The organism is Actinosynnema sp. NPDC091369 (assembly GCF_044757065.1).
Lineage (GTDB): Bacteria > Actinomycetota > Actinomycetes > Mycobacteriales > Pseudonocardiaceae > Actinosynnema.
In genome coordinates this window covers 104,468-123,560 of the sequence record NZ_JBIVUG010000012.1, presented here as the reverse complement: position 1 = coordinate 123,560, position 19,093 = coordinate 104,468, and the positions used below count along the sequence as shown (strand labels likewise).

The 19,093-nt window shown below is 73.1% G+C and carries 18 protein-coding genes; 8 read left to right on the top strand and 10 right to left on the bottom strand.

The features are described from left to right. Nucleotides 1–36 precede the first annotated feature (36 nt). Nucleotides 37–1,323: an extracellular solute-binding protein gene (locus ACIQMJ_RS33160; protein ID WP_499764930.1), complete on the bottom strand. Its 1,287-nt coding sequence runs from the start codon at nt 1,321–1,323 to the stop codon at nt 37–39. A 168-nt stretch (nt 1,324–1,491) separates the two neighbouring features. Here ACIQMJ_RS33160 and ACIQMJ_RS33155 point away from each other — a divergent pair, with 168 nt between their 5' ends. Beyond that, nucleotides 1,492–3,549, top strand: coding sequence for a beta-galactosidase (locus ACIQMJ_RS33155; RefSeq protein ID WP_499764929.1), 2,058 nt, complete (start codon nt 1,492–1,494; stop codon nt 3,547–3,549). 46 nt (nt 3,550–3,595) lie between these two features. Here the strand turns inward: ACIQMJ_RS33155 and ACIQMJ_RS33150 are convergent, their stop codons facing one another. After that, the gene (locus tag ACIQMJ_RS33150) at nt 3,596–4,324 is read right to left on the bottom strand and encodes a hypothetical protein (protein WP_499764928.1); all 729 of its coding nucleotides are present in this window, start codon (nt 4,322–4,324) and stop codon (nt 3,596–3,598) included. A gap of 84 nt (nt 4,325–4,408) precedes the next feature. Here ACIQMJ_RS33150 and ACIQMJ_RS33145 point away from each other — a divergent pair, with 84 nt between their 5' ends. Next, on the top strand, nt 4,409–4,732 hold the full coding sequence (locus tag ACIQMJ_RS33145; protein WP_499764927.1) for a PadR family transcriptional regulator: 324 nt from the start codon (nt 4,409–4,411) through the stop codon (nt 4,730–4,732). Continuing rightward, the gene (locus ACIQMJ_RS33140) at nt 4,729–5,856 is read left to right on the top strand and encodes an HAAS signaling domain-containing protein (RefSeq protein ID WP_499764926.1); all 1,128 of its coding nucleotides are present in this window, start codon (nt 4,729–4,731) and stop codon (nt 5,854–5,856) included. Before ACIQMJ_RS33145 ends, ACIQMJ_RS33140 begins: the two co-directional genes overlap by 4 nt. A 6-nt stretch (nt 5,857–5,862) precedes the next feature. Here the strand turns inward: ACIQMJ_RS33140 and ACIQMJ_RS33135 are convergent, their stop codons facing one another. Continuing rightward, a complete protein-coding gene (locus ACIQMJ_RS33135; RefSeq protein WP_499764925.1) occupies nt 5,863–6,750 on the bottom strand; it encodes a substrate-binding domain-containing protein in 888 nt (295 codons plus the stop codon). Nucleotides 6,751–6,933: 183 nt separating this feature from the next. On the opposite strand from ACIQMJ_RS33135, the gene ACIQMJ_RS33130 reads away from it, so the two are divergent. From ACIQMJ_RS33130 to ACIQMJ_RS33120, 3 genes are all read left to right on the top strand, one after another. After that, nucleotides 6,934–7,305, top strand: a complete 372-nt coding sequence (locus tag ACIQMJ_RS33130) for a YciI family protein (protein ID WP_499764924.1) — start codon at nt 6,934–6,936, stop codon at nt 7,303–7,305. Then, a complete protein-coding gene (locus ACIQMJ_RS33125) occupies nt 7,302–8,546 on the top strand; it encodes an RNA polymerase sigma factor (RefSeq protein ID WP_499764923.1) in 1,245 nt (414 codons plus the stop codon). The genes ACIQMJ_RS33130 and ACIQMJ_RS33125 overlap by 4 nt, the downstream gene beginning before the upstream one ends. 70 nt (nt 8,547–8,616) lie before the next feature. Continuing rightward, complete coding sequence (locus ACIQMJ_RS33120; protein WP_499764922.1) at nt 8,617–9,306, top strand: dihydrofolate reductase family protein; 690 nt, start codon at nt 8,617–8,619, stop codon at nt 9,304–9,306. 234 nt (nt 9,307–9,540) lie between these two features. Here the strand turns inward: ACIQMJ_RS33120 and ACIQMJ_RS33115 are convergent, their stop codons facing one another. Continuing rightward, nucleotides 9,541–11,562, bottom strand: a complete 2,022-nt coding sequence (locus tag ACIQMJ_RS33115) for a cellulose binding domain-containing protein (RefSeq protein ID WP_499764921.1) — start codon at nt 11,560–11,562, stop codon at nt 9,541–9,543. Between the two features lie 148 nt (nt 11,563–11,710). Then, a complete protein-coding gene (locus ACIQMJ_RS33110; protein WP_499764920.1) occupies nt 11,711–12,079 on the bottom strand; it encodes a winged helix-turn-helix transcriptional regulator in 369 nt (122 codons plus the stop codon). A gap of 80 nt (nt 12,080–12,159) precedes the next feature. On the opposite strand from ACIQMJ_RS33110, the gene ACIQMJ_RS33105 reads away from it, so the two are divergent. Continuing rightward, nucleotides 12,160–12,570, top strand: a complete 411-nt coding sequence (locus ACIQMJ_RS33105) for a RidA family protein (protein WP_499764919.1) — start codon at nt 12,160–12,162, stop codon at nt 12,568–12,570. Here the strand turns inward: ACIQMJ_RS33105 and ACIQMJ_RS33100 are convergent. The 3 genes from ACIQMJ_RS33100 to ACIQMJ_RS33090 form a co-directional block, all read right to left on the bottom strand. Next, complete coding sequence (locus ACIQMJ_RS33100) at nt 12,513–12,716, bottom strand: response regulator transcription factor (RefSeq protein ID WP_499764918.1); 204 nt, start codon at nt 12,714–12,716, stop codon at nt 12,513–12,515. The two genes, ACIQMJ_RS33105 and ACIQMJ_RS33100, sit on opposite strands and share 58 nt — an antisense overlap. 1 nt (nt 12,717) lies before the next feature. Beyond that, nucleotides 12,718–13,623 carry a hypothetical protein gene (locus tag ACIQMJ_RS33095; protein ID WP_499764917.1) on the bottom strand — a complete coding sequence of 302 codons (906 nt, stop codon included), beginning with the start codon at nt 13,621–13,623 and terminating at the stop codon, nt 12,718–12,720. A gap of 86 nt (nt 13,624–13,709) precedes the next feature. Continuing rightward, nucleotides 13,710–14,291 carry a vWA domain-containing protein gene (locus tag ACIQMJ_RS33090; RefSeq protein WP_499764916.1) on the bottom strand — a complete coding sequence of 194 codons (582 nt, stop codon included), beginning with the start codon at nt 14,289–14,291 and terminating at the stop codon, nt 13,710–13,712. Nucleotides 14,292–14,453: 162 nt separating this feature from the next. Here ACIQMJ_RS33090 and ACIQMJ_RS33085 point away from each other — a divergent pair, with 162 nt between their 5' ends. Then, nucleotides 14,454–17,384, top strand: coding sequence for an AfsR/SARP family transcriptional regulator (locus ACIQMJ_RS33085; RefSeq protein ID WP_499764915.1), 2,931 nt, complete (start codon nt 14,454–14,456; stop codon nt 17,382–17,384). 45 nt (nt 17,385–17,429) lie between these two features. On the opposite strand, the gene ACIQMJ_RS33080 is transcribed toward ACIQMJ_RS33085, so the two are convergent. Both ACIQMJ_RS33080 and ACIQMJ_RS33075 read right to left on the bottom strand, forming a co-directional pair. Next, the gene (locus ACIQMJ_RS33080; protein ID WP_499764914.1) at nt 17,430–18,653 is read right to left on the bottom strand and encodes a helix-turn-helix domain-containing protein; all 1,224 of its coding nucleotides are present in this window, start codon (nt 18,651–18,653) and stop codon (nt 17,430–17,432) included. A gap of 108 nt (nt 18,654–18,761) precedes the next feature. Next, entirely contained in the window at nt 18,762–18,941 is a 180-nt protein-coding gene (locus tag ACIQMJ_RS33075) for a hypothetical protein (RefSeq protein WP_499764913.1), read from the bottom strand. Nucleotides 18,942–19,093: the final 152 nt, after the last annotated feature.

Here is a 19,093-nt window from a genome sequence, read left to right as displayed (position 1 = left end):
CCACCCCGCGCGGTAACACGCGTCGACGCCACGGGCTCAGCCGCCGACCGTGAAGCCGTTGGCCTTCATGTCGTCCACGGTCGCGCTCTGCATCTTCGCGAGCGCGGGCACGAGGTCCGCGCCGGCGCTGATGGCCTCGCCCATCGCGTTCTTGTACGCGGTGTAGGTGACGTTGACGTTCGGCCCCCACGTGAAGCCGGAGGACGTGGCGGCGATCTCCGCGGCCCGGGTGTAGAAGTCGGGCTGGTTGGGGAAGAACGCGGGCGGCTGGGACTGCGCCTGCTGCGCCGACGTGGCCGCCGGGTAGATGCCGCTCTCCTTGACCAGCAGCTCGACGGCTTCGGGATCGGTGTTGAGCCACAGCGCGAACTCGGTCGCGGCCTTCTGCTTCTTCGAACCGGCGGTCACGGCCGTGGTGGAACCGCCCCAGTTGCCGGTGCGGGGCTTGGCGGCGTCCCACTGCGGCATCGGCGCCATCGCCCACTTGCCCGCCGTGCTCTCCGCGTTGCCCTTGAGCACGCCCGGCGCCCACACCGCGCTGAGCCAGCCGACCTGCGTGCCGTCGTTGAGCGCCTTGTTCCACTCGGGCGTGTACATCGGGGACTTGTCGATCGCGCCCTCGGCGACCAGGCCGCTCCAGTACTGCGCGACCTTCTTGGTGGCGGCGTCGTCAACGGAGACCTTCCACGCGTCGCCGTCGACCGACCACCACGACGCGCCGGCCTGCTGCACGAGGCCCGCGAACCAGCCCGGGTCGTTGGACGAGAACGTGCCGAGGAACCTGTCCGGGGCCTTGGCCCGCAGGTCGCGGGCGGTCTGCGCGTACTCGTCCCAGGTGGTCGGCACCTCCAGGCCGTACTGCTCGAACAGGTCGGCGCGGTAGTAGAACATCATCGGGCCGGAGTCCTGGGGCACGGCGTAGACGCCGCTGCCACCCAGCGTGACCTGGTCCCAGATGCCGGGCGCGAACTTGTCCTCGGCGGCCGCGGCGCCCTCGGAGATGTCGGCCAGCACGTCGTTGCTGACCAGCGTCGGCAGCGCCTGGAACTCCACCTGCGCGAGGTCCGGCGGGTTGCCGCCCTTGGCGCTGGTCAGGAGTTTGGTCACCAGGTCGTCGCCCTGGGCCTGCTTGCTCACCACGACCTTGGCGTCCGGGTGGCCCGCGTTCCACTTGTCGACGACCTTGTCGATGTTGGGCGCCCAGGCCCAGAAGGAGAGTTCGACCGGGCCGTCGGCGGCCTGCTCGGCGCCTGCGCCGCAGCCGGCGAGCAGGGCGAGGCCGAGGCCGAGTGCCGCGGCCTTCTTCGCGATGTCGAGTCGCATGAGGTCTCCGGGGGTTCCGCGTCGCTGACGCCACTGCCAGCGAGAACCGCGCTGTGAACGTGCACAGTAGTTGTCCGCACAGCGCGCCTGTCAACTACTTGACACCCCGTCTTATCTGCACCGTAATCTGCGAAGAGACCGTGCACGTTCACAGCCACTGGAGTGTTCATGACGTTTGTGGTGCCTCGTCCGGCCGACGGGCGGGCCGCGGAGGACCCGGTCGCGCCGCGCATGCCGGCAGGCGTGGACGGGCTCGTCTACGGCGGGGACTACAACCCCGAGCAGTGGCCCGAGGAGGTGTGGGTCGAGGACGTCGAGCTGATGCGGCAGGCGGGGGTGAACCTGGTCAGCGTCGCCATCCACGCCTGGGCGCTGCTGGAGCCGCGGCCCGGCGAGTTCGACTTCGGCTGGCTGGACCGGCTGCTCGACCTGCTGCACGGCGCGGGCATCGCGGTCAACCTGGCCACGCCGACCGTCGTGCCCCCCGCGTGGCTCTACCGCGCGCACCCGGAGATCCGGCCGGTCACCCGGGACGGCACCGAGCTGGAACGCGGGTCGCGGGCGACGTTCTGCCCCAGCTCACCCGCCTACCGGCAGGCCGCCGCGACCATCACCCGGCAGCTCGGCGCGCGGTACGGCGAGCACCCGGCGGTGGCGCTGTGGCACGTGCACAACGAGTACGGCGCACCGGTCGGCGCGTGCTACTGCCCCGAGTCGGCCACCGCGTTCCGGCGCTGGCTGCGCGACCGGCACGGCTCGCTCGACGCGCTCAACGAAGCCTGGGGCACGAGCTTCTGGGGCCAGCGCTACGGCGAGTGGGCCGAGGTCGAGCCGCCGCGGGTGTCCGGCACCACCGGCAACCCCGCGCACGAGCTGGACTTCGCCCGGTTCTGCTCGGACGAGCTGCTGGCCTGCTACACCGCCGAGCGCGACGTCCTGCGCGCGCACTCGGCCGTGCCGATCACCACGAACTTCATGACCAGCAACTGCAAGTCGATCGACTACTGGCGCTGGGGCCGCGAGGTCGACGTGGTGGCCAACGACCACTACCTGACCGCCGAGGCCGACCGCAACCACGTCGACCTGGCCCTGTCGGCGGACCTGACCCGCGCGGTGGCGGGCGGGCGGCCGTGGATGCTGATGGAGCACTCCACCGGCGCGGTGAACTGGCAGCCGCGCAACCTGGCCAAGCGGCCCGGCGAGATGCGCCGCAACAGCCTCACCCACGTGGCGCGCGGCGCGGACGCGGTGATGTTCTTCCAGTGGCGGGCCTCCCGCTTCGGCGCGGAGAAGTTCCACTCCGCGATGCTGCCCCACTCCGGCACGCGCAGCAGGTTGTGGCAGGAGGTCGTGCGGCTGGGCGGCGAGCTCGGCGCACTGCGCGAGGTGCGCGGCAGCGTGGTGCGGGCGGACGTCGCCGTGCTGTGGGACTGGGAGTCGTGGTGGGCGCTGGAGCTGGACTGGCGGCCGTCGGTGGACCTGTCCTACCGGGAACGCGTCGGCGCGTTCTACGAACAGCTCTGGGACGCCCACCTGACCGCGGACTTCGTCGCGCCGGAGGCCGACCTGAGCGGCTACCGGCTCGTCGTCGTGCCGTCGCTCTACCTGATGTCGACGGCGGCGGCCCGCGTGCTGCACGACTACGTGGCCGGTGGCGGCACGCTCGTCGTCTCGTACTTCTCCGGCATCGTGGACGCCAACGACACCGTGCACCCCGGCGGGCACCCCGGTGCGTTGCGCGACGTGCTGGGGCTGGAGGTCGAGGAGTTCCTGCCGCTGCGCGCCGGCGAGGAGGTCTCGCTCGACGGCGGGCTGCGCGGTGACGTGTGGGCCGAGCACGTCCGCCTGGCCGGCGCGGAGACCGTGCGCTCCTACGTGGACGGTCCGGCGTCGGGCGGTCCGGCGGTGACGCGGCACCGGCTCGGCGCGGGCACCGCCTGGTACGTCTCGACCCGGTTGCGCGGCGCGGCGCTCGACCAGGTGCTGCGCGAGGTGTTCCCGACCGCGGGCGTGCGGGTGCGCGACGACCTGCCGCGCGACGTGGAGGTGGTGCGGCGGCGCGGCGCGGGCGCCGACTACCTGTTCGTGCTCAACCACACCGACGCCGAGGTGGGCGTGGCCGCGTCCGGCACCGAGCTGCTCACCGGGCAGCGGTGCGCGTCGGAGCTGCGCGTGCCCGCGGGCGGCGTGGCCGTGCTGAAGTCCAGCGACGACGAGGACGCGTAACGAGGACACTGCCCCTCGGCGCCGGTCGGGGCGGCACTGCCCGCGTTCAGCCGCCGACGTCCCCCGGTCCGGGTGCCACCGCGCGCGCCCGGTCCGGGTCGGCTTCGAGCCACCTCCGCCAACTGGCCCGCCGCACCCTCACCCCGGGGTGCGCGGCGACGTGCAGCAGGAACCGCGCCCGCAGCCGGACCACCGGGTCGTCGTCACCGAGCAGGGCGCGCATCCGCTCGTGGAACCGGTCGTCGGCGACGTGCCGGACCAGTCCCGCGTACATCCAGTCCTTGCAGCGGTAGCGGCGGCGGACCACGTCGGTGATCAGGTCCGTCAGCTGCGGCCGGATCGCCGCCGGGACGCCGTCCTCGGCCATCGTGCGCAGCAACGACTCCTTGCGCCCCCACGGCGACCACAGGTTGTTCGCCTCGGCGCGCCAGTCGTCCGGGTACCGCCCCTCCCACGCCAGGTAGAGCAGCACGAACGGCGCGTGGCGCTCGCGGACCTCGTGGTCGTCGTCCCACAGCGAAGCGGTGAGGCCGAAGATCGTCCGACCCCGGTGGTAGCGGAACGCGGCCCGGGCCTGGTCCATCTCGGCGGCCAGGTGCGGCTCGTCGGGCGCGGGCGACCCCGCTCGTGCCCACACGTCGTTCGACCAGTGCAACGCCTGCCGCGCGTGCTCCACCAACTCCCGGTGCCGGGCCAGGGCCCGCCGGCGGACGTCGTCGTCGCGCGCCGCCAGGCCCCACACCCACGAGGGATCTCCCACGAACTCGGTCGCCACGGACGCGATCCTCGCACTACCCCTCCGTACGCGGTACTCCGCTATCCGTAGTACCATCGTTCGCACACCACCTGGGGAGAAGCCATGGACACCAGCCAGCTGCTCAAGGGGGTGCTGGACCTCGCCGTCCTCGCGGTGCTGCGCAAGGAGGACGGGTACGGCTACGACGTGCTGCGCAGACTGCGCCAAGGCGGCTTGGACGGTGTCGGCGACGCGTCGGTCTACGGCACCCTGCGCCGGCTCTACAACGCCGGCCTGCTCACGTCCTACGTCGTGCCCAGCGAAGAGGGCCCGCACCGCAAGTACTACAGCCTCAACGAGCCGGGCCGGGAACGCCTGCTCGAATCCGGCAAGACCTGGAAGTCGTTCGCGCGGGCGTTGGACGACCTGTTGGGGGAGGGTGCATGAACACGCAGACGAACACCGAGGTCAAGCACTACCTGGACGGCATGCGCGACGCGCTGTCCGACCTGCCCGCCGCCGAGGTCGCCGAAATCATGGACGACGCGGGCGCGCACGTCGCCGAGGTCGCCGAGGAGATGGGCGACGAGTTCTCCCTGGCCGCGCTGGTCGACCGGCTCGGCACGCCGCGCGCGTACGCGGAGGAGCTGCGCGTCGCGGCCGGCTACCCGCTGCCCTCCTCCCCCGCGACCGGCGGCGGCCAGTCGGTCCTGGTGGCCCGGTTCGCGTTCTGGAGCCTCGTGGCCGCCACGGTGATGGCGTTCGGCTTCGCCGTCACCCGCGGCGACACCATCGAGGTGACCGTGCTCGTCGGCCTCTGCGGCGCGGCGGCGGCCCTGCTGGTGTTCCGGCAGGTCGGCCTGCTCGCCGAGGTCGCGAGGCTGCCGGAGACGATCGCCGTCCAGGACGTGCTGACCCGTGCCGCGAAGACCGACCTGCGCAAGGCGTTCGCGCCGCTGCGCGCCCTCCAGCCGGCGTGGTGGGTCGCCCGCGCGCTGCTCATCGCCGCCGGAGGCGTGATGGTGCACCGGCCGGAGTTCGGCTTCGTGGTGGCCGTGGCGCTCGCCGCGCTGTCGCTGGTGGCGGGCCCGAAGGCGCGGACCGACCGCCGGTGGCTGTGGATCAGCCTGCCCGCGACCGGGTTCGCCCTGGGGCTCCTGCTGATGGTCCTCGGCACGCTGGGCTCGCGCTTCGACGACTACCCGGTCGGCAGCGCGCCGGTCTCGTACACGCCCTCGCCCTCGGCACCGGACAACATCTACGTGTTCGACAAGGACGGCAAGCCGCTCACCGACGTCCACCTCTACGACGAGGACGGCAGGCCGCTGAACGCCCCGTGGTACGGCTGCGAGGGCGACAACCGCAACGACAACCGCTTCCCCCGCCCGCGGGTCGTCCACGACGAGCGCGGTTGCCACGAGGAGCCGGGTGTCCCCTTCACCGTCGTGATGCCCACGATGCCGACGACCACCACGCCCACGACCACCCCGTCGACGGTCACCCAGTCCCCCGCGCCCACCGCGAGCGAGTCCGCGACGACCGCGCCCACGACGGTGACGACCACCGGCTGACCGGCGTCAGCCCCGGGGCGGCGGGGCGGTCGAGTCGCGGACGACGAGGTCGGTGGCCAGCTCTACCCGGCCGGGCGCCGGAGGGCGGCCCGCGATCAGGTCGGCCAGCATCCAGCCCGCCTGCCTGCCCATCGCGGCGAGCGGTTGGCGGACCGTGGTGAGGGCGGGCGCGGCGCGGCGGGCGGCGGGCAGGTCGTCGAAGCCGACGACGCTGAGGTCGCCCGGCACGGACAGGCCCGCCGACCGCGCCGCCTCCACCACGCCGAGCGCCTGCTCGTCGTTGGCCGCGAACACCGCCGTCGGCCGGTCGGGTCGGCGCAGCAGCCCGTCTGCCTCCCGGCGACCACCCTCGCGGGTGAAGTCGGCGTGCCGGACCAGGTCGGCGTCGAACGCGATGCCGGCGCGTTCGAGGGCGGCGCGGTAGCCCTCCACGCGCGCACGGCTGCACAGCACGTCACGCGGCCCGCCCACGACGGCGATCCGCCTGTGCCCGAGCGCCAGCAGGTGCTTCACCGCCGTGACACCGCCCGCCCGGTTGGTCGCGGCGACGCCGATCAGGTCCGGCGCGGCCGCGTCGACCGGGTCGATGTGCACCAGCGGCACCCCGGCGCGGGCGAACACCCGTTCCTCGGCGACGCTGATCGGGCACGTCACCAGCAGCACGCCCGCGCGCCGGGCCCGGACCACGTCGGCGGCCCACGACGTGCCGCGACCGACCGCCGAGGACAGCACCACGTCCAGCCCGGAGTCGACCACGCCCCGCATGACCTCCATGGCCCAGGCGCTGTTGAGGGCGGGGAAGACCAGCTCCACCAGCGGCGCGGGAGGGTGCGGCCGGTCGACCCGCGCCCTGCTCACGCGGCACGTGCGCTCCAGGATCTTCAGCCCGCTCACGGTTTCCGACACTATCGGAAATACGGCGAAACACAACGAGCCCTCTGAACTGCAACGATTCACAGACGCGCCCGAATCTTCCTTGTCCGAGCTCTCGCAGGCACCGCGCGGTTTCGCAACTTTTTCGAAAGCGGAGGAGCCGGCAGAATCCCGCTGTCCACTCCCGACCGCAGGAGGCGCGCGGTGAAGTACCTGATGCTCATCTACGGCAACGAGCAGGTCTGGAACAGCGTGGACGCCGAGGAGTTCACCAAGCTGGTCGCCGACGTGGACGCGTTCAACGCGGCCCTGCGCGAGTCCGGCGAGCTGGTCGACTCCCGCGGCCTGGTCGAGCGCCCCCGGTCGGTGCGCGTGGTCGAGGGCGCGCCGGTCGTCACCGACGGGCCGTACCTGGAGGCCAAGGAGTACGTCGGCTCCTACTTCGTGGTCGACGTGGACAGCGAGGAGCGGGCGATGGACATCGCGCGCTCGTACCCGGCCCTGCGCTACAGCCGCGGCCTGGGCGGCGGCCTCGAGGTGTGGCCGCTGATGGAGCCGGGCGGCGGCGACCTTTGACCGCCGACGAGCACCTCCTGCGGACGCTGACGCCGCAGGTGCTCGGCATCCTCGTGCGCCGGCACGGCGACTTCGCCCGGTGCGAGGACGCCGTGCAGGAGGCGCTGATCGACGCCGCCGACGCCTGGTCGCGCAACGGCGTCCCCGAACACCCCCTGGGCTGGCTCACCACCGTCGCCGGACGCCGCTACGTCGACCTCGTGCGGTCCGACGTCGCGCGAGCGCGCCGGGAGCAGGCCGTGCACGACGCCGTGCCGCGCGACGAGCTGCTGGCACCGCCGCCGGACGCCGAACCCGCCCGCGACGACCTGCTGGAACTGCTGTTCCTGTGCTGCCACCCGGCGCTCACGCCACCCGCGCAGATGGCGCTGACGCTGCGGGCCGTCGCCGGGCTGACCACCACCGAGATCGCCGCCGCGTTCCTGGTGCCGGACAAGACCATGGGCCAGCGGATCTCGCGGGCCAAGCAGCGGCTGCTGGAGGCGGGCGCGCGGTTCGAGCTGCCCGCGGACACCGAACGCGCGCTGACCGTCGTGCTGCACGTGCTCTACCTGCTGTTCAACGAGGGCTACAGCGCCAGCGCCGGTCCCCGGCTGCGCCGGCCCGACCTGACCGCGCAGGCCGTGCGGCTGACCCGGGAGCTGCACGCCCGGCTGCCCGACCACGGCGAGACCGCGGGGCTGCTCGCGTTGATGCTGCTCACCGAGGCCCGCGGCGCGGCCCGCACCGGACCCGACGGCATCCTGGTCCCGCTGGCCGAGCAGGACCGGTCGCGCTGGGACCGCGCGGCCATCGCCGAGGGCACCGACCTGATCACCCGCACCCTGGCCGCCCACCCCGTCGGCCCGTACCAGGTGCAGGCGGCCATCGCGGCCGTGCACAGCGAGGCCGCCACGGCGGCGGACACCGACTGGCCGCAGGTCCTCGCGCTGTACGACGTGCTGCACCGCCTCGCGCCCAGCTCGGTCGCCGCGCTGAACCGGGCCGTCGCCGTGGCCGAGGTGCACGGGCCGCGGGTCGCCCTGGACCTCCTCGACGACCTGGGGCGCGGTGTCCTGGCGGGCCACCACCGCCTGCTCGCCGTGCGCGCCCACCTGCTCGAACGGGCCGGTGACGCCGACGCCGCGAGCGAGGCGTTCCGGCAGGCCGCACGGCTCGCGGGCAACGTCGCCGAGCAGCGGTTCCTGCTCCTGCGCGCGGCCCGCTGCACCTCCGCCGAAGATTGTTCCGGGTCGACGTAGAAATCGGGTCGACGGCTCCGATCCCCTCCCGAGCGACCCCGCCGGGCGTCGCCGGGAGGAAGGAAGAGCGATGACCAAGGTGACCGCGCAGATGTCGGTGTCCCTCGACGGCTTCTACGCCGGCCCGCGCCACGACGGCGACGGCGACTGGCTGGGGTCGGCGGAGGCGGCGGCGTTCTTCCGCGTCACGCGGTGGGCGATCAGCGCGATGGCGTGGCGGGAGCGGCAGGGCTTCGCGGGCGGCGTGCGCGACGTCAACTCCGACGTCATCCAGGAGTCCTTCGAGGCCGCCGGCGCGTACGTGATGGGCCGGCGCATGGCCGACGGCGGCGAGGTGCCGTGGGGCGAGGAGCCGCCGTTCCGCGCACCCGTGTTCGTGGTGACCAACCGGCCGCGCCAGACCCTGGAGCGCAAGGGCGGCACCAGCTTCACCTACGTCACCGACGGCGTGGCGAGCGCCGTGGCCCAGGCGAAGGCCGCTTCCGGCGGCAAGGACGTCGCGGTCGCGGGCGGCGGCACGCTGGTCCGCCAGGTCCTGGCCGCCGGCCTGCTGGACGAACTGGAACTGCACGTCGTCCCGGTGGTCCTGGGCACGGGTATGCGCCTGCTGGAGCCCGACCTCGGCCTGGGCCACAAGGAAGGCATCGAGCTGATCCCCACCAGGGTCCTGCACGCGCCGGACGTGACCCACATCCGCTACACCGTCACCGGCCGCGCCCCGCTGGTGCTGGACGACCGGGGCCGTGGCGACGCCGGGTGAACCGAGCACCTTCCTGCTTCTCAGCACAGGAAAGGCGACCCACAACAGGGCTCGACGGGAAGGTTCCGGTGCTGTTCACACCCGGCGGGAGTACCGATTCCTGCTGAATAGAGCGGTGATGCACCGGCTTTGTCGGACAATGGCGACAGGCCGTATCCGCCGACGACAACAGCCGGCGCGAACGGCTCGATCTTTGGTGAGCTGCCCCCGGCCTGGGCCGGGGGCAGCGTCACGTCACCGGGTGGTGCAGAGCTTGCCGTTCAGGAAGTACTTCACCGGGTGCACGTTCGGACCCTGGTACGCGCCCACGAAACCGGCCGTCGTCGACTCGCCCGCGGCCAGCGTGGCGGTGTTGGCGACGGTCACCTGGGTCCCGGTCTGCGACCAGGTGGCGTTCCAGCCGCTGGAGACCTGCTGCCAGGTGGTCGGCCAGGTGTAGGTCAACGTCCACCCGGCGACCGGCCGCGTGCCCGTGTTCGTGATCTCCAGGTCGGCCACGAAACCGTTGCCCCAGTTGGTGCTCTCCTTGTACGTCACCGCGCACGTCGACGTCGCCGGGGTGCGGGTGGTGAAGGTCAGCGGCGGGGAGGACCAGGAGACGCGGCCCGCGTTGTCCCGGGCCACCAGGTTGACCGTGTACTCCGTGCCGGGCACGAGGTTGGCCGCGGTGAACGTGGTGCCGGTCGTCTCGCCCCACTGCTCGGTGCGCGCGCCGTCGACCCGCCGGTGCACCTCGTACTTCACGCCCGCGGGCGGCGCGGGCCAGGACAGCGCGGCCGTGCGGTCGGTGACCTCGCCCGCGACCGGGCGGGCGGGCGCGGCCGGGCCGCCCACCGAACCGGACGGCTTGAGCAGCACGGTGGTGATCGAGTACGGCGGCAGCGTCACGGTGGACGACGAGCCGGCGGCCGTGGTGATACCGGTGTCGCCGTTGGCGAAGGTGTGCACGGTCGCGCCGGCGGCAGCCGAGTAGCCCGCGAGCCGCAGGTCCACGGTCCGGGAGGCGTCCGGGTCCTGGTTGACCAGCATCACGGACAGGCCGCCGTCGGTCCGGCGTGCCGCGTGGCTGCGCACCAGCGGGTCGGTGGACGCGGCCGTGACGAGCTGGTCGCCCGGCCGGGCGAACTTCGACACCATCGCGATCCCGTGGTACGGCGCGAACGGCGTGTTCAGCGCTGGCTGGCACACCGTCCCCTCGGCGTTGCAGGTGCCGCTGGAGAGCAGGCCGTAGTCGTCGTAGTCGGTGTGGCCCGCGATCTCGCGGACCTGGCCGATGCCGTTGTGGACGTTCCACCAGTCCACGCTGAACACGCCGTGGCCGATCATGGTCGCGTAGGCGTCGGCGGCGAACAGCGCGCCGGGCTGGGTGTTGCGCCCGAACGACGTGTTCACCTCGGTCAGCGCGATGCCGAGGTCCTTGCCCGCCAACCGGTGGGACTGCTCGCGCACCAGGGCGATCTGGTCCTTCACCCGGTCGGTCTTGGCCAGCACCTGCGCCGCCGTGTCGCCGCTGGGGTACCAGTGGATGATGCCGAAGTCGACCACGGGACCGGCGATGGACAGCACGACCTCGTTCCACGACGCGGAGTCGCCCGCCGCCGTGATGCCGTCGGGCCACTCGCCCGGCGTGGTGAGCACCGCGCCGACCTTGATGGTCGGGTCGACGGCCTTCATCGCGGTGGCGTAGTCGCGGACCAGGGTGGCGTAGTAGGTCGGGCTCTTGTCGGGGTGGTCGTCGGCCTCCCACCCGGAGCCGTAGTGGCCGTTGCCGTAGTTCTCGTTGCCGATCTCCCAGTACTTCACGCCGTAGCGCTTCTCGACGTTGGCGTACCGCACCCAGGCCGCCGCCTCTTCGGCCGTGCCGGTGCCGTAGTTCGCCGTCACGATCGCCTGACCGCCCGCCCGCCGCACGCCGCTCATGAACGTGTCGAAGTCGGTGTTCGGGGCCACGTACCCGCCGGGCGCGGTGTGGTCGGCCCAGTGGTAGATGTCCGAGTAGGACCCGCCGGGGTAGCGCATGGCCTTGACGCCCGCGTCCTTGAGGAGGTCGGCGACGGCGTCACTGCCGAGGTGGGTGTCCCAGATGGCGTGGTTGACGCCGGTGGCGGCCTCGTGCACGACCTCCAGCCCGGCCCGGGTGTTCACCGTGACGGTGACGGCGGAATCGGCGGCGTGCGCCGGAGAACCGGCGGTCAGCGCAACTTGGGCGGCCACGAGCGCGGCGAGTGCCGGCAGCGCGGCGAGACGCGGTCTCATCAGAGTTTTCCCCATCGACGGTGATGAACTGGGAGCGCTCCCAAACTGTGCGGCGCACCTGTGACCTTGTCAATCACCACGTCGGCCGCCATCGGAAATCCGACACGGCGCACGGGCGTCGAATGCGGTCGAATGGCGTCGAACGAATTCACGCCTCCGTGTCGAAACGCGCGCGGGCCCGTTCGACGTCGGCCATGTTGGTGGTGCTCCAGCGCAGCAACGCGTCGATGAGGTCCTGCAACGTCGTCCCGAGCGGCGTGATGCGGTATTCGACGGCGATCGGGCGCGTGGCCACGATGACGCGTTCGACCATCCCGTTGCGCTCGAGGCGTCGCAACGTGGTGGTCAGCGACTTCTGCGTCACGACGGGGATCTCGCGGCGCAGCTCGTTGAACCGCAACGGCCGGCCGCACAGCTTGTCGAGGACCTGGAGCGACCACTTGTCCAGCACCTGGTCGAGCAGTTCGCGGTGCGGCGCGGTGATGGCGACCTGGTCGGCCTGCGAGGTTTCCTGCACGACACCTAGTCTCGTTGAAGTTCCCTTCGTGCACCAGGTAGACGTTGGATACCACTCACGACCAGCATGAAGGACTCCACGTGACCGTGCAGCTGCTCAGCCCCGAGGGCATGTTCCAGCCCGTCCCCTACCACCACGTCTCCATCGGCACGGGCACGCGGCACGTGCACGTGGCCGGGCAGATCGCGCGGGACGCGGCGGGCAACCCCGTCGCGACCGGCGACCTCACCGGCCAGGTCGCGCAGGCGCTGCGCAACACCGCGCTCGGCCTGGCCGGCGCCGGGGCCGACTTCACCGACGTGGTGCGGCTCAGGTTCTTCGTGACGCGGTGGAGCCCCGACCGGATGGACGCCTTCCTGGCCGGCATCACCGCGGTCGCCGAGGAGTTGGGCATCCCGCAACCGTTCCCGCCCGCCTCGCTGATCGGCGTTGACTACCTGTTCGAACCCGATGTGCTCGTGGAGGTGGAGGCGTTCGCCGTGCTCGACTGACCGACGCCGCGCAGCGCGGTGCGGGAGGTGACGCCGAGCTTCCGCATCGCGTGCGCCACGTGGTTGTCCACCGTGCGCCGGGACAGGAACAGCGCCTCGGCGATCTCGCGGTTGGTCAACCCGCGGCCGACCAGCGCGGCCGGCACCTCACCCGAGTCCGGTCACCCGCCACCTCACCCCGTAGGCCAGCCCCGGGGTGGGGTGGCGGAACCGCAGGTGCACCTCACCGGCCTGGTCCACCGGGTGCGCGACGCCCCCGCGGGTCAGGTCGTCCTGCGGGTCGGCGCCTTCCAGCGCCCACACGCGGGGCGGGGCGGGGGTGGGGCCGAAGCGCACGCGCAAATCCAGCAGGTCGCACGGGTGCCGCGGCACGTAACCGAGGTGGGCCCGCAGCACGCGCCCGCCCGGCGGCCGGTAGTGGATCGCGAAGTCGTGCGCGTGGCCGCTGTCGACCGGGGTCGGCAGCGCCAGGGTCGGGGTGGCGCGGTCGACCAGCGTGCCGCCGTACAGCACCCGCACGTCGGGCCGGTCCAGCGGCAGCGGCGGGGTCAGGGGCAGCTCGCGCAGCCCGTCCCGCTCGGCGACGACCCGGTGCCGCTCGATCACCTCGGGCCCGTCCAGCGTCAGCACGGTGTGCAGCTCGGCGGTGCGCCACCCGCCCGACCGCGCGGCCGACCGCTCGCGCGGCGCGTCGGCGGCCAGTTCGGCGAGGTGGTTGATGGCCTCGTCGACCCGGCGGCGGACCGTGCGCGGGTCCCGGTCCAGCCGGATCGCCGCCCAGTACACCCGGTCCTGGTAGAGCGGCAGCCGCGCCTCGTCCTCGATGGCGAACGCCGCGAGCGTGGCCAGGCGCAGGTCCTCCGGCAGCCGCCCGGCCAGCTCCGCCAACCTCTCGGACACCTTCCGGCGGATCGCGCCCGGCGCGTCGCCCTCGGTCACCCCGCACGTCGCGCGCAGGGTCGGTCCGACCCTGTCCCCGATCCGGCCGGCCAACACGCCGCGACCCTTGCGGAGCGACTTCAGCTCCCGGACCAGGTCCACGTACGCGTTCATCGGCTCACCCCCGTCGATCTCCACGGTGCTTCGGGGTGCAGGGTGCGGTCGGCCAGTGGACCGGGGGTGGACGGATCGTGGATGGCCTAGACGCGGTCGGTCCGCCGCGCCGTCCGGGTCACCGACACCGCCAGCGCGGTGCCCAGGCGGATGCCGTCCTGGCCGAGGAACACGCGGGACGTGCCGATGCGGTCCAGCGTGTCCCGGTCGACCGCGCCGAGGCCGTAGGCGACGACGGTCGGGCGGGACGACCAGCCCGGGTCGGCCAGCGCCGCGAACGCCGCGGGCCACACCCCCGGGTCGGTCGGTCGGCCGTCGGAGGTGAAGAAGACGACCGGGCGGTGCACCCGCAACCGGTCGGCCTTCAGGGCGCGGACGTCGTGCGAGATGGTCTCGCGTAACAGCGCGAACGCGGGGCCGAAGTTGGTCCCGGTCCGGGGTCTGGACGCGCTCAGCTCGGTCAGCTCCGCCGCCGGTCGCAGCGGTTGCAGCACGGTGGCCGCCGCGGCGAACCCGACCACGCAGACCCTGGTCAGCGCGGCCGCCGACGGGTCGGCGTGCACCGCGCCCCGGAACTCCCGCAACCCGGCGTTCACCTCGCCGAGGTGGTCGGTCATGGAGAGCGACACGTCGCACACCAAGTAGCACGGCAGCACGTCGGACACCATCGAGCTCCTCCTTCGCACAACTTTTGCGGACAGGTCGGAGCGTGGCCGGTGTTTGTCTACCGAAGGTGGACCCGAGGCGGATTCCGACACACGGACGACCCCTTGTGCGACATCCGCCGTAGACGTGAAGCTCGCGAACCGGGAGGCGGCGTGGAATTTCGGATGCTGGGTCCGCTGGAGGCGTGGCACGACGGTGCCCGGTTGCCGCTGGGGGACCAGCAGCAGCGGTTCGTCCTCGTGGTGCTCCTGCTGCACGCGAACAAACCGGTGTCCACCGAGAAGTTGACCGAGATCGTGTGGGGCGGCAACCCCGACCGCCGCAACCTCGTGCGCGGCTACATCAACAAGCTGCGCAAGGCGTTCCAGGGCACGGACGCGGCGATCGAGACGACGCCGACGGGGTACCTGCTGCGGGTCGACGACGACCGGCTCGACACCGTCCGGTTCGACCGGCTGCGCGCGCAGGCGGAGGCGGCGCGGGCGGAGGACCCGCGCCGGGCGATCGCGCTGTTACGCGCGGCCGTCGACCTGTGGCGCGGCCGGTTCCTGGAGGACATCGACCACGACCGGGTCGGCGGCACCGAGCTGATCTCGCCGGACGACAGCTACTACGACGCGGTCGGCGACCTGTCCGAGCTGGAGCTGGACGCGGGCGACCACCGGTCGGTGCGGGACCGGCTGCGGCCGGTGGTGCGCACCGACCCGGCCCGGCAGAAGCACGCCGGGCTGCTGATGCGGGCGTTGATCGCCAACGGCGACCGGACCGAGGCGGGCCGGGTCTTCCACGCCACCGAGGCCGCGCTGGCCGAGCAGGGCTGGGAGCCGGGGCCGCAGCTGCGCAAGCTGGCCGCCCGCGCGGAACGCGGCGAGCCGACCAGCTCGCTGCCGTCGCGGGAGGGCGGGTTCACCGGCCGTGACGCGGAGCTGGAGGCGGTCGAGGCGGTGGCCGCGACGCCGGGCGAGCGGCGCGCGGTGTGGGTGAGCGGCGCGCCGGGCGTGGGCAAGACCGGCCTGGCCGTGGAGGCGGCGCACCGGCTGCGGCACCGGTTCCCGGACGGGCAGCTGCTGGTGCGGCTCAACGGGTACACGCCGAACGTGTCGCCGACGACGGTGTCGGACGCGCTCGACCAGCTCCTGGGCGAGCTGGGCGTGCCGCCCGAGCTGATCCCGGCGTCGGTGAACCGGAAGTTCACCCTCTACCAGACCGAGCTGTACGGCACGCGGACGCTGGTGGTGCTGGACAACGCGCACTCGCCGGAGCAGGTGCGGTCGCTGCTGCCGGAGGAGGCGGGCTGCTTCGCGATCGTGACCAGCAGGCGCGTCGGCGAGCCGGACACCGGCGAGCACCTGCGGCTGCTGGAGCTGCCTCCCGAGGACGCGGTCGCGCTGTTCCGCTCGCTGGCCGGTCCGCTGCGGCTGCGCGGCCGGTCGGCCGAGGTGGCCGGGGTGGTCAAGCGGTGCGCCTACATGCCGATGCAGATCCGGGTGGCCGCCGCGCTGTTCCGCCGGCACGACGGGTGGCCGGTGGAGCACCTGCTGCGGAAGTTGGAGGAGAACGGGCCGTGGCCCGCGGCCGACGACGGCGCGGACGGCGCCGCGGTCCGGGTGTCGTACCTGCAACTCGACGGGGCGCAGCGGGAGGTGTTCCGGCTGTTCGGCCACCTGCCCGGACCCGACCTGGACGTGGCGGGCGCGGCGGCGCTGGCGGCCCGTGACGTGCCCGCCGTCCGCGCGGTGCTCGACGACCTGCACGAGGTGTGTCTGTTGGAGGAGGTCGCGCCCGAGCGCTACCGGATGCTGGACCCGCTCAAGGAGTTCGCCGCGGCCGAGCCGTCGGCGACCACGCCGACCGAGCACGTGGACGCCCTGCTGCGGCTGCTGGACTTCTACCTGGTCGGCCTGGCCGAGGCGGTGGGCGCGGCCTACCCGTTCGACCGGGCGCACCTGCCCGCGGTGCACCGCACCAGCCGGATCGTGCCCGCGTTCGGGGGCAAGCAGGACGCGACCGCCTGGATCGCGGCCGAGCGGGACAACCTGGTCGCCGCGATCCGCTGCGCCGCCGAACGAGAGCTGCCCGGCCACGTGTGGCGGCTCGCGGTGCTGATCTGGCGCCACTTCCACACCACGAGCCGGTTCGAGGACTGGGTCCAGACGATGGAGCTGGCCTGGGCGACCGTGCGCGCCGTGCCGGACGAGGAGCACGGCCGCGCGCACGTGCTGCTCCGGCTGGCCACCGCCTACGACCGGCTGGGGCGGTTGGAGGACGCGTTGGAGCTGGCCACCCGCGCGCTGTCGCTGTGGAGGGGGCTCGGTGACGTGCTCGGGGAGGCCGACACGTTGAACATGCTCGCGATCTCCCAGATGCAGCTCGGCCGGCACGCCGAGGCGATCGAGCACTTCTCGGCCGCGCTGGAGAAGTTCGAGCGGTGCGGTGACCGGCGTGGCCAGGCGCACGCGTTGAGCATGCTCGGCACGCTGAACGAGGAACGCGGCAACCTGGACCTCGCGCTGCGCCAGCACCGGGCCGCCGTGCCGCTCCTGCGCCAGGTCGACCACCGGCAGGGGTTGGCGCACGCGTTGAACAACCTCGGCACGGTGCAGCAGCGGCTGGGGTTGGCCGACGAGGCGCTCGACGCCCACCTGGAGGCGCACGACCTGGCCGTCGAGCTGGGCGACGACTGCCTCGCGGCCTACGCGCTGAACTACACCGCCAACGTGCACCGGTCGCAGGGCAGGGTGGCCGAAGCCCTGCACCACCACGAGCGGGCCAGGGTGGCGGCGGCCGACGTGTCCAACATCGACCTGCGCACCCGCCTGTTCCTCGACCGGGCCGCGACCGCGCAGGCGGGCGGCGACCGCTCGGGCGCGCTGCACGCCTACCGCGCGGCGCTGGACCTGGCGACGGGAGCCGGGAACCGCGGGCACGGCGCTCGTGCCCACCACGGCGTCGCCCGTGCCCTGCACGCGTTGGGGCAGCACAGCAAGGCTGCCGGGCACTGGGACGCGGCCGAGGCGGAGTTCGTCGCGCTCGGCCAGCCGGAAGCGGACGAGGTCCGGGCCGAGCACGCGAGCCTGACCTGCGCGTGCCGCTGATCCCCGCCCGGCGGGTCGCCGGTCACCGCGACCCGCCGGGCGGGGTCAGAACCGCTGCCGCAGCACGCGCCTCAGCTCGGGGTACACCTCCCGGACCGCGCCGTGGTTGTGCCACCGGCCCAGCGTCCTGGACAGCTCCCGCAGGTCCGCCCGCACGGTCGCCGAGTCGACGTGCGCCACGTCGTCCAGCGTGCCGGCCAGCGTGGCGCAGCTCTGGTCGATCTCACCGGCGAGCGCGAGGGCCAGCGAGCGTCGGGTGCCGAACCTGGCCCGGGACCGGCGGGACGTGGCGGGCAGCCGGACCAGCTCCCGCTCCAGCACGGTCACCGACTCCGCGGTCCGGCCGAGGTCGCACAGCGACCAGCCGCGGGCCAGCTCCGCCGGGTCCGGCGCGGTCGAGCCGAGCACCGGGTACGCGCCGGTGTCCGCGGTGGCCCCGTCGAGGAGGTGCGCGGCGCGGTCCATCGCCCGGTCGAACGCCCCGAGGTCACCCGCCAGGGCGTGCCCCTGCGCCTCCCGCCGCGCCGCCAGGCCCCGGGTCCGCGCGCTCGCCCGATCGATGCCCTGCGCCTGCCGGGCGAGCTCGATCGTGCCGACCGCGTCCTGCCGGTAGAGCGCGAGCCCGGCCTCCCGGACGAACGCGTAGCCCACGATCTCCCGGTCACCGCCCGCCCGCGCCAGTTCGGAGGCGTGCCGGGTCCACGACAGAGCGCGCTGCTCGTCACCCACCTCCTGGTTCATCCACCCCGTGTACTCGGCGATCCGCGCGGCGAGCAGCAGCAGCCGGGACCGGACCGGCTCCGGGTTCTCGTGCGCGAGCGCGTGCACCGTCCGCAGCAGTGCCACCAGCGGTTCGAGAACCACGACGGGGCTCGTCTGCATGCCCAGGGAGCGCAGGTGCTCGAACGACGTCCGCATCCCCGCCACCACCCGCTCGTCCGGCGCGGGCCGGGGACCGCCCGCGAGCGCCATCCCGAGCACCGTGCCGGTGCCGGCCACCAGCACCTGGCGGCGGTCGAGCGTGAGCCCGGCGTCGGCGGCCCGCTCGACGGCCTGGTCCCGGGCCCTGCGGGCGGCCTCGATGAGGCTCCCGCCCGCGCCCAGCACGCTGTCGCACAGCCGGGCCATGGTGTCGTGCGGCAGCTTCAGGTCGTTCTCGATCTTGCTGAGGTGCCCTTTGCTGTAGTGCACGCGCTTGGCCAGTTGCCCTATCGACAGACCCGCGGCCACGCGGCATTCGCGGAGTAATTCACCAAACGATCCGGTCACCTGAGCCTCCTGGTCCGGCTGACGTCCGAGTACACCACCGCGCCCGGTGCGGCGCAATCGCCCGGCCGCCCGCGGGAATTCCGCGGGCGGCCGGGCGCATTTCTGCGGTCACCCGTACCACGGGTTGCCGTCGGGACCGACGGTGACCGTGGTGGTGACCGGCGGCGGGCACTCCTCGAACGACGAGGCAGCCGCGCCGCCACCCGACGCGACCACCGCCACGACCGCCCCCAGCACCGCCAGCGAGAAACCGGCCTTGGCCGCGAAACCTGACCCGAAAATGGACACGACTGTCCTCCACGATAAATCGGTGAATGTTTTGCCGGGGCGTTTTCCGAATTCCTTCCGCCCTCACCGACAATGGTTCACCAGCACGTTGGGGGTGACCAGGTGTTGCCCGTTTCCCGGCCTCGCGGAGGACGGGCAACACCGCGCATCCA

Bases quoted from the DNA above. Each gene is read 5' to 3' on its own strand.
- ACIQMJ_RS33160 (WP_499764930.1), bottom strand. From the start codon at position 1,323: ATGCGACTCGACATCGCGAAGAAGGCCGCGGCACTCGGCCTCGGCCTC.
- ACIQMJ_RS33155 (WP_499764929.1), top strand. From the start codon at position 1,492: ATGACGTTTGTGGTGCCTCGTCCGGCCGACGGGCGGGCCGCGGAGGAC.
- ACIQMJ_RS33145 (WP_499764927.1), top strand. From the start codon at position 4,409: ATGGACACCAGCCAGCTGCTCAAGGGGGTGCTGGACCTCGCCGTCCTC.
- ACIQMJ_RS33140 (WP_499764926.1), top strand. From the start codon at position 4,729: ATGAACACGCAGACGAACACCGAGGTCAAGCACTACCTGGACGGCATG.
- ACIQMJ_RS33120 (WP_499764922.1), top strand. From the start codon at position 8,617: ATGACCAAGGTGACCGCGCAGATGTCGGTGTCCCTCGACGGCTTCTAC.
- ACIQMJ_RS33115 (WP_499764921.1), bottom strand. From the start codon at position 11,562: ATGAGACCGCGTCTCGCCGCGCTGCCGGCACTCGCCGCGCTCGTGGCC.
- ACIQMJ_RS33095 (WP_499764917.1), bottom strand. From the start codon at position 13,623: ATGAACGCGTACGTGGACCTGGTCCGGGAGCTGAAGTCGCTCCGCAAG.
- ACIQMJ_RS33090 (WP_499764916.1), bottom strand. From the start codon at position 14,291: ATGGTGTCCGACGTGCTGCCGTGCTACTTGGTGTGCGACGTGTCGCTC.
- ACIQMJ_RS33085 (WP_499764915.1), top strand. From the start codon at position 14,454: ATGCTGGGTCCGCTGGAGGCGTGGCACGACGGTGCCCGGTTGCCGCTG.